We start from the raw sequence: 7,229 nt of genomic DNA, 5'->3' as shown, positions 1-7,229 counted from the left end.
ACGATGAAAAGACTGATAGTTGGCTTCGCTATTGCTGTTGCCTATTTCACGTCAATCCAAATGGCTGTGAAAATCGCGGCGGCTGGAGAGGTCGCAAGCGGATTCGTCACTTGCATGAACGTATTGTCGGACAGCAATCTTGCACTGGGGATTTATGGAAATCGTGATTGCAGCTTGGTAGTGGCAAATCATTCCGGACGCGTCTTTCAAACAGCCAAGCTTGCCGACGAACGGCTTCGCAACTTCATGAGAACGCCATTAAATGATCAAGGATTTGTTATTTGTGGCGCTTCTTCACCGAGGTCTGACGCCCAGGCGGTCGGAATCGAAGGTGGAGAGATTTCGATTTGGAATGCCGTAACAAACGGGTTCTCGCACGTCGGACGACATCCGCCGAGAGTTTTGTGTTTGGGCTGGTCGGCAACTGGAGTACTGGCGAGCGGAGGACTCGATGGAAAGGTAATTCTGTGGGATCTTGCTACAAAGAAAAATCGAAGCATCGAGGTGACGCATGAACATGGGGTGCGTAGCATTGCATTTTCTCCAGATGGCAGCTTGATCGCATCGGGAGGAGAAGATGGAAAGATTTGTGTTACGAGCATGTCCGATGAGAAATCTTCAGTCGTTCTCGAAACCCCATCACACACCCCAATCGATAGTTTGACTTTCATCGGAAACAGTGACATGCTCGCTTCCGGGGACACTTCTGGTAACCTCGTATTATGGGATACAAATTCTGGCAAGAAATTGGGGCGGCTCGGAGATTCAATTTTCGCGGTAGCTAACCTTGTACCGGTTGCAGGCAACTCGGGTGATCCGGCGTTTCTGCTTTCTTCCCACAATAATGGCATGGTGCGTCTGTGGGACGTGCGAACGAAAAAAGAAATCGACTCTGTCAACCTCCATTGCGGAATGATCCGCGCGTTGGCTTATGACAAGCGAACGAACATCATCCATGTCGCCAGTGTCAACGTCGGTCTTTTGGCACTTCGGTTCGGAGAACAGGAGCTATTACAAATCGACCCAATGCCTCCGATGCAACTTCATGAGGATGCTTCAATTCGTAGAATCCAGAGGAACTTGTTCAAGACACGCGTGGAAAATCGCTGACGCATTTCTCTCGATTTCAGTCCACGGCGATCGCACCATAAATCATTTCCCCAACAACACTTCCAGCAAGTAGCCGTCGTTCCTCCTTGCTTTCTTCACCCCCACTTTCGCCGTTTTGTTGTTCTTCAGCAGGGTGAGCGCACGGTCAACTACACCTCCCCATCAATCACAAAATCGGCGTGGCCTGACGATTTACCACAGGATATCCAGCGTGCCGACGCCTAAGGTAGTGTCCGTCAAGACCAGTCGGAGTCTTCCGATTCGCCGTGCCCGCAAATCGAGTGTGACTGACCGCACGGTTCTTTCCGAATACAAGGTGACCAGTCCTTTCGGTCAAAAATTCGATGCACGAATCAATGCACGAAACGGCGTGCAAATCGTGAATTTCGTGGAAATCCTAGACACAGAAATCGCAAAAACTCCCAAGAAATAAGGCCTTTCCTCCATTCCCGGCTCCATTTACACCGAAGATGTCGGGGGTTCGAGTCCCTCATCGCCCACTTTCAAGGCGCCTTACGAGTCACGTAAGGTGCCTTTTTTCATGGGCTTACGTGAAATTCCCTGTGCCATAAGGACTTACGAAAAGGCTCCTGTTCGGATAAGCGGTCGGATAAGAGCCGGATTTGTGTCGGATATGCGTAGGACGCTTTTTTTATTGGACGGGGGATGAATTTCGCCGGTTGTCACTTGTGGCGAGCCTTCTAAAAAGATGCTTGATGGGGGGCGGCAAGCACAATCTTTGCAAGAGGAAGTCTTCAATTCTGATGGCGCGTATCTTTTTGACAATCGTGGGGACCGTCTATCTGCTACTAGCGGCGTGGTGCTCGTTCAGTCCTGAGCATACATCGAAAGTGGTTGGTTTCACGCTTCAGCCAGGCTCCGGTCAGTCCGAGTTTTTGACGGTCTACGGCGGTTTGGAGTTTGCGCTTGGGCTTGCTTTTCTGTGGCCGCTTTATCGGCCAACCGATGTCGAGTCGCCACTGCTGCTTTGTCTGCTGATCCACGGATGCCTAGTCGCGTTTCGGACCGCCGGGTTCCTGGTCTTTAGCGACATTCCGGCCGATACCTACTCGCTGGCGACGGCCGAGTGGATCATTTTCTTGTTCGCCGCGATCTTGGTTAGGCGAAAGTCGTAGCTTCTACTTGCTCATGTCGCTAACGAAGTAAGTTTGCGTTTTCCGTTTCGGCGCGGCTGGATGCAAGTATCGGACGAGGTTTCGGAGGTTCATTTGCCGAACCTTTTTCGCGGGTGGGTGTCTCGGTCCTGACTGCTTTGCCCTGGGCGGCGTTATCGTCCGGCGCGCCCGTTTCTGGAGAAATAGGGAGATGCGATCCATCGTGACAAGTAAGATTCGACATTATGAAGATCGCGATTTAGAGCAACTTCTCGAAGTCTGGGAGGCGGCGTCCGAGCTTGCGCATCCATTTTTGACGGCGGAATTTCAAGCGATGGTGCGCGAGAGTATCGCGAACGTCTATCTGGTCAAAGCCGAGACTTGGGTCTTTGAAGACAATTCGCACGTCGTCGGATTTATCGCGTTGATCGGCAGCGAGGTTGGAGCGATCTTCGTGCAACCCGAACGGCAGAAGTTGGGGATCGGCCGACAGCTGATGGACAAAGCAGTGCAGCTTCGCAGTGAGCTGGAAGTCGAGGTCTTTGTCGCCAATTCGATCGGGCGAGCATTCTACGATCGGTACGGATTTGTGCCGCTAGAAGTAACGCATCACGAACCGACAGGGCAGGATGTTCTACGAATGCGGTTTCCAGCGAAGGAAAAAGCAGCGCGCCACGGTGTCGCCGGCCGAAAGACTTAATCGCAACAGGACTGACGAAAAACGCCGCGCAGCTGGAGTTCGAGTTGCAGGTCGTAGACTTCTTTTTCTAGCGCCGCTTGTCGAGCCTGACTTGCCTGCAATTCTTCTAGCAGCAGCGTGATCAGTTCCGCCGTGGGGCCGTCGGGCAGTTGCTTTTGCAACAGGGCGAGACGTTCGTGACGCGCAGCGGACAAAGCAGCGCCGCTGGGTGCGGGAGTCGAAGACATGGAGCGAACTCTGCAGCGGATGAATCAACGGGAACGACTCGTCAACATACGACGCCGTCGAACGGGCGGCAAGTAGAATCGGAATTTGGTTCTTCTAGCGATCAAGCACCGAGTGCAAGAACTGCTGCGTTCGTTCCTCTTTCGGTGACGTAAAGATCTCCGCAGGCGGGCCTGATTCGAGGATGCGTCCCTCGTCAAAAAAGAGGACGCGATCGGCGATTTCTCGGGCAAACGCCATCTCATGCGTCACCAACAGCATGGTCATATCGGTCTCTTTGGCTAGCTTGCGCAGTACCGACAGCACTTCGTGAACCAGTTCTGGATCGAGGGCCGAGGTGACTTCGTCAAACAACATGACCTGCGGCGACATCGCCATTGCTCGGGCGATCGCAACGCGTTGTTTTTGCCCGCCTGAAAGTTTGGCCGGATAGGCGTCGGCCTTATCGGCCAGTCCGACCATATCTAACAGACGCTCGGCCGTTTGCGTCGCGGCGCCGCTTGCTTCCCCATGCACTAACCGAGGCGCAAGCGTCACGTTTTGCTGCACTGTCATGTGAGGGAAGAGGTTGAAATGCTGGAACACCATTCCAAGCTTCTCGCGAACCTGACGCAGATGGGGTTCGTCAGCTGCGACTTGGGATCCGTTGCGCTCGACGCGCCACATCGGCGTGCCGGCGATGAAGATCTCGCCGTCATCCGGTTTTTCGAGCGTCATCAACATGCGCAGGAGAGTCGACTTGCCCGATCCGCTGGGGCCGATGATCGCGACTTTTTCGCCGGCTTGGATATCGACATTCAGTCCGCGGAGGACGGTCAGCTCGCCATAGCGTTTGACGAGGTTGCGAACGCTCACGATCGGTGGGTCGGAAGTCATACTCTGGTGATCCTTTACGATTGTGACGCTTCGACGCGGCGCTTCAGCCAGGAGACGCCAACCCCGGAAAGAATGCTGAGCGTCAGGAAGATGATGCCGACGATCGTCAGCGGTTCCTGGTAGCGAAAACTTTGGTTGCCGACGATCTTAGCGCGCTGCAGTACGTCCAGGACCGTGATCGCTGACAACAACGGCGCGTCTTTAAACATCGCGATTAAATAGTTGCCCAGCGCCGGCAAAATCGGCGGGATCGCTTGGGGCAAGACGACGTGGCGATAAGTTTGCCAGGTCGTCAGGTTGAGCGCCTTCGCGGCGATCCACTGACCCTGGGGAACGCCGTTTAAACCGGCTCGGTAGACTTCGGCGGTGTAACAACTGTAGTGCAGCCCCAAGACGAAAATGCCAGACCACAGCGGCGAAAGCCAGCCGCTGGTCAGCTCGGCCAGCGTGTAGTAAACGAGATATAACTGCACCAGCAGCGGAGTGCTGCGGATGAACTCGACGATTCCGTAGGTGGGCCAACTGACCCAATGCAGCGTCGAGCGGCGCATGACCGCCCACGCAAGTCCCAGCAAGATCGCCAGCGTCATGCCGCCGGCGACGGCCAAGAGCGTGACGCCGAGACCTTCCAGGATTTCCGGCAAGATTCGTATGGCGAATTCCCAATCCCACATTATCGCGCTCCCCCATAATCTTGGCCACGCGCGAGTCGATGTTCGATCTGTCTCACGGCGGCGGCGATGCATTGCGAGAGGACGAAGTAAATCAGCAGCAGCATGCTGAAGATCGCCAGCGAACGATGCGTTTCGGTCCGCAGAAACATGCCCATCTGCGTCAGATCAACCACGGTGATCATCGAGACCAATGCGGTGCTCTTCAGCAACTCGATCATCAGGTTGCCGAGCGGGGGCGTGGCGGCCAGAGCGGCTTGCGGCAACACGATATAACGCATCGTTTGCCAGGGGGTCAGATTCAACGCTTGGGCGGCGATGCGTTGACCAACCGGCACCGAGTGGATTGCGGCGCGAACGACTTCGGCGCCATACGCGCCGATGTTCAGCCCCAAGATGACGATTCCGGCGACCATCGCCGGCATGCTGACGCCGATCAATCCCGGCATCGCAAAATAGAACCAATACAGGAGCACGATCGCCGAGGCGCCGCGAAACGTTTCGACATAGATGGTCGCCGTCCAACGGACGATCGGATCGCGCGAATCACGGCCGAGACCCGCTAACAGCGAACTGACCAACGCCACGGCGATTCCACCGAGCGTGATTAAAATCGTGACCCACAAACCTTGCAGCAAGACTGGTAATAAATCAAACGGAGCAGGCATCCTGATTCGCAAACGTTATGGTTCGTCAGAACCGATGACTTGGGCGGTTGTGATGTCGCCGGGAAGCGTCGACTTGCCGAACCCGAACGGTTCGATCAGCTGCAAATGTTCCGGCGTGCCGACGAAATCGGCGATCTCTTGATTGAACGCGAGACGCAATTCGTCGTCATGTTTTTGGAAGCCGAATGCGCCGTAGCCCAGGATCGACTTACCGTCGATCACCGGATTTTCAAACGGCTCGGCGGATTCAATTCGATCATCATCGGCTTTCGCCAACAAATCGTTGACCGTCAGAATGGTCGCCGCCGCCGCGTCGATTCGATTGGCCGTGATTCCATCGATGGCGCTGCGATAGTCGGGGAATACGACAATTCTATTCTCCGGCACGCCAAGTTGCTGAGCATAGCCATGCTCGACGCTTCCCCCCATCACGCCGATCCGCGCCTGCGGATTGGCCGCGACATCTTGGTAGCTATGCAGGTGAAGCGGATTGCCGGCGCGAACGATGAATCCCTCGCCGATCGCGTAGGTGGGATTCGAGAAGTCAATCTCTTTGGCGCGCTGCGGCGTGACGTACATGCCGGCGGCGATCAGATCAAAGCGGCCTGCTTTCAGGCCGGGGATCAGCGCGCCAAACTCGGTCACAACCGGTTCAATCTGCTTGGCGCCTAAGCGGTGCAGGATCACTTTCGCGATCTCGGGCGCTTCGCCGGTGATCTGACCGGTCGTCGTGACGTAGTAGCCGTACGGAGGTTCGTTGGCGAAGCCGATGCGCACGGCGCCGGTCCGGCGGATTCGCTCCAACGCGGAACTGGGCTGCGGCGGATGCGAGACGCGCCACACCACCGATCCAGTGACGGTGATCCAAAGAATCGCCAACACGACGCCGAGCGGCGTTATCTGATTTTTCGCTTGCGGCATCGCTTCCTTCCAAGTTCGGAAAGGAGATGGCGACCGCACTGACATAGCAGCACGCGACGACGCTAGTTCAATAGCGCTAGGAGAGCACGCCGCTCAATTGCGGCGTGCAGGAAGCGGGTCAGTGTAGACCAGATCGCGTCCGCTCTTCAACCGTACCTACAAAAGAGGTCCGATCAGTTCAGCGAAAGCTTGGCGGTTCGTCCGCTAGCGACGTCGCTTGTATTGCTCTTTGGCGCAACGTCGGACAACTTGAAATTGAAGACGTTGTCACCCGGTTCAATCACGGCGATCAGTCCTGAGGTCGGACCATCGCCATAATGTTCGGGAAGCAAATCGACGACACGTTGCGAACTGTGCCGCCGAGAACGTCGGCAACCATGATGTCGATCCGCGTGATCTTCTTGCGTCGTTCGTTTGACGATCGTCACGGCGTATTTACCGATCGGCAATTCGTGCTCCATTCGGGAATAGAGCTCATAGCGACCTTGTTTGTCGGTTTGGCCGTAAAGCGATTCCGACATTCCACGGCATTTGAACGTGACAAACGCGTTCGAAACCGGCTCACCTTGATAGGTAATGGTTCCTTCTACCGTGGCCGGCGCGGGTTCCGCCGCGGCCGAGTGATAACGAAGGAGGACCAGCAGTCCCCCCAAAAGCAGTGCGCCAGCGTACGTCGATGTCTGTCGAAGCATATCGTCTCTTTCCTGTTCCATGAGGGGTGAACGACATCTTCTATTTAAACAACTTCGGCGGAAAAAGTTTCGCAAATGTTAACACTACAAATAAAAACAGCGCAAAAGCGTGAATTACTGCGGCAAGTACGGTCCTGAGCCAATTTCTTAGGTTGTCTGCGTTGAAACCAAATCTCGATCGTGTTAGGGTGACTCGATCGTCTGCGATAGGCGAACGCACCTTTAGGCAATGGTAAGCGTCGGATTAACCA

General features: G+C 55.2%; 9 protein-coding genes. 3 read left to right on the top strand and 6 right to left on the bottom strand.

All coding sequences use genetic code 11. The features are described 5' to 3' along the window. Positions 1–3 precede the first annotated feature (3 nt). The 3 genes from DSM3645_RS19805 (at position 4) to DSM3645_RS19795 (ending at position 2,925) form a co-directional block, all read left to right on the top strand. Positions 4–1,110 carry a WD40 repeat domain-containing protein gene (locus DSM3645_RS19805; RefSeq protein WP_002654084.1) on the top strand — a complete coding sequence of 369 codons (1,107 nt, stop codon included), beginning with the start codon at positions 4–6 and terminating at the stop codon, positions 1,108–1,110. Positions 1,111–1,874: 764 nt separating this feature from the next. Next, entirely contained in the window at positions 1,875–2,246 is a 372-nt protein-coding gene (locus DSM3645_RS19800) for a hypothetical protein (protein ID WP_116344540.1), read from the top strand. A 202-nt stretch (positions 2,247–2,448) separates the two neighbouring features. Beyond that, positions 2,449–2,925, top strand: a complete 477-nt coding sequence (locus DSM3645_RS19795; RefSeq protein ID WP_085970180.1) for a GNAT family N-acetyltransferase — start codon at positions 2,449–2,451, stop codon at positions 2,923–2,925. Here DSM3645_RS19795 and DSM3645_RS19790 read toward each other — a convergent pair. From DSM3645_RS19790 to DSM3645_RS19765, 6 genes are all read right to left on the bottom strand, one after another. Then, the gene (locus DSM3645_RS19790) at positions 2,922–3,152 is read right to left on the bottom strand and encodes a hypothetical protein (protein WP_002654080.1); all 231 of its coding nucleotides are present in this window, start codon (positions 3,150–3,152) and stop codon (positions 2,922–2,924) included. The genes DSM3645_RS19795 and DSM3645_RS19790 overlap by 4 nt on opposite strands. Before the next feature lie 94 nt (positions 3,153–3,246). After that, positions 3,247–4,026: an ectoine/hydroxyectoine ABC transporter ATP-binding protein EhuA gene (gene ehuA, locus DSM3645_RS19785; RefSeq protein WP_002654079.1), complete on the bottom strand. Its 780-nt coding sequence runs from the start codon at positions 4,024–4,026 to the stop codon at positions 3,247–3,249. A gap of 14 nt (positions 4,027–4,040) precedes the next feature. Beyond that, positions 4,041–4,700: an ectoine/hydroxyectoine ABC transporter permease subunit EhuD gene (gene ehuD, locus DSM3645_RS19780; protein WP_002654078.1), complete on the bottom strand. Its 660-nt coding sequence runs from the start codon at positions 4,698–4,700 to the stop codon at positions 4,041–4,043. Beyond that, the gene (gene ehuC, locus DSM3645_RS19775) at positions 4,700–5,365 is read right to left on the bottom strand and encodes an ectoine/hydroxyectoine ABC transporter permease subunit EhuC (RefSeq protein WP_040352830.1); all 666 of its coding nucleotides are present in this window, start codon (positions 5,363–5,365) and stop codon (positions 4,700–4,702) included. The genes ehuD and ehuC overlap by 1 nt, the downstream gene beginning before the upstream one ends. A gap of 15 nt (positions 5,366–5,380) precedes the next feature. Beyond that, positions 5,381–6,286 (bottom strand): ectoine/hydroxyectoine ABC transporter substrate-binding protein EhuB, encoded by a 906-nt coding sequence (gene ehuB, locus DSM3645_RS19770; RefSeq protein WP_002654076.1) that lies wholly within the window; start codon positions 6,284–6,286, stop codon positions 5,381–5,383. 173 nt (positions 6,287–6,459) lie between these two features. Beyond that, a complete protein-coding gene (locus DSM3645_RS19765) occupies positions 6,460–6,978 on the bottom strand; it encodes a carboxypeptidase-like regulatory domain-containing protein (protein WP_040352829.1) in 519 nt (172 codons plus the stop codon). Between the last annotated feature and the right edge of the window lie 251 nt (positions 6,979–7,229).

This window comes from Blastopirellula marina DSM 3645, assembly GCF_000153105.1.
Lineage (GTDB): Bacteria > Planctomycetota > Planctomycetia > Pirellulales > Pirellulaceae > Blastopirellula > Blastopirellula marina.
This window is presented reverse-complemented; position numbering and strand designations above follow the sequence as displayed.

Excerpts from the sequence above, each read along its gene's own strand:
- ehuB (WP_002654076.1), bottom strand. The coding sequence starts at position 6,286 with ATGCCGCAAGCGAAAAATCAGATAACGCCGCTCGGCGTCGTGTTGGCG.
- ehuD (WP_002654078.1), bottom strand. The coding sequence starts at position 4,700 with ATGTGGGATTGGGAATTCGCCATACGAATCTTGCCGGAAATCCTGGAA.
- ehuC (WP_040352830.1), bottom strand. The coding sequence starts at position 5,365 with ATGCCTGCTCCGTTTGATTTATTACCAGTCTTGCTGCAAGGTTTGTGG.
- DSM3645_RS19765 (WP_040352829.1), bottom strand. The coding sequence starts at position 6,978 with ATGCTTCGACAGACATCGACGTACGCTGGCGCACTGCTTTTGGGGGGA.
- DSM3645_RS19800 (WP_116344540.1), top strand. The coding sequence starts at position 1,875 with ATGGCGCGTATCTTTTTGACAATCGTGGGGACCGTCTATCTGCTACTA.
- DSM3645_RS19790 (WP_002654080.1), bottom strand. The coding sequence starts at position 3,152 with ATGTCTTCGACTCCCGCACCCAGCGGCGCTGCTTTGTCCGCTGCGCGT.
- ehuA (WP_002654079.1), bottom strand. The coding sequence starts at position 4,026 with ATGACTTCCGACCCACCGATCGTGAGCGTTCGCAACCTCGTCAAACGC.
- DSM3645_RS19805 (WP_002654084.1), top strand. The coding sequence starts at position 4 with ATGAAAAGACTGATAGTTGGCTTCGCTATTGCTGTTGCCTATTTCACG.